The sequence below is a fragment of the Sulfitobacter sp. CW3 genome (genome assembly GCF_019392245.1).
Lineage (GTDB): Bacteria > Pseudomonadota > Alphaproteobacteria > Rhodobacterales > Rhodobacteraceae > Sulfitobacter.
Genome location: NZ_JAHXRL010000125.1, coordinates 1 through 280, shown reverse-complemented (window position 1 = coordinate 280; position 280 = coordinate 1). Strand labels below are relative to the sequence as shown.

The following is a 280-nucleotide window of genomic DNA, read 5'->3' as shown; positions in this document are numbered from 1 at the left end:
CCCGCGAGCGCACCTACACGGCGACCTCGCGTGACGTTGGCCGGCTCATGCGCCTGCTCCACGGCACGATCGAAGCGGTCGAGGCCGCGGTGCGCGACGGCGGCGACGCGCTCAGCGCGATCGACGGGGCGGTCGGGCTGGACCGGCTTATCCACGCTAAGCCTGACGCGGCTGCGATCGCTGACCTCGCGGAGGAGGATCCGCTGGTGCGCGCCGCCGACCGGCATGGCACCCTCAGGAAGTTCGCGCCGCTCCTTCTAGAGGCGATCGACTTCAGGGC

Annotated in this window: 1 protein-coding gene; it reads left to right on the top strand. The window is 71.8% G+C overall.

Translation table 11 applies throughout. The annotated features are described in order from the left end of the window. Nucleotides 1–280, top strand: a 280-nt coding sequence (locus KZZ06_RS20470) for a hypothetical protein (protein ID WP_219581814.1), incomplete at both ends; no start/stop codon positions are given.